General features: G+C 70.6%; 1 protein-coding gene. It reads right to left on the bottom strand.

Annotated elements, in window-relative coordinates:
• On the bottom strand, window positions 1–255 hold a 255-nt coding region (locus ON30_RS27710; protein WP_040711839.1), incomplete at both ends, for an IS110 family transposase.

Below are 255 nucleotides of genomic sequence, written 5' to 3'. Positions count from 1 at the left end.
GGTGATGGCTTTGATGGCGCTGTTGCGGGCGACGCGCAGCGCGCGGACGGCTTCGATGGCGCCGTCGCGGTTCTTGGGTGCGGTGGTCTGGGAGCCGTCGAGGAGTTGGCGGGCGGCGGCGTAGGCGTCGATGGTGTCGGTTTTGCCCTGGGCTCGGCGTAGTCGCCGGTTCGGGCGGGGGACCTCGGCGATGTCGTGGCCGTGTCGTCGTAGGTGCCGGGCCAGGTCGACACCGTAGGATCCGGTGCCCTCGAT

This window comes from Nocardia takedensis NBRC 100417, assembly GCF_000308695.1.
Classification (GTDB): Bacteria; Actinomycetota; Actinomycetes; order Mycobacteriales; family Mycobacteriaceae; genus Nocardia; species Nocardia takedensis.
Note: the sequence above shows the minus strand (reverse complement) of the source record. Positions and strands in the feature narration are given on the sequence as shown.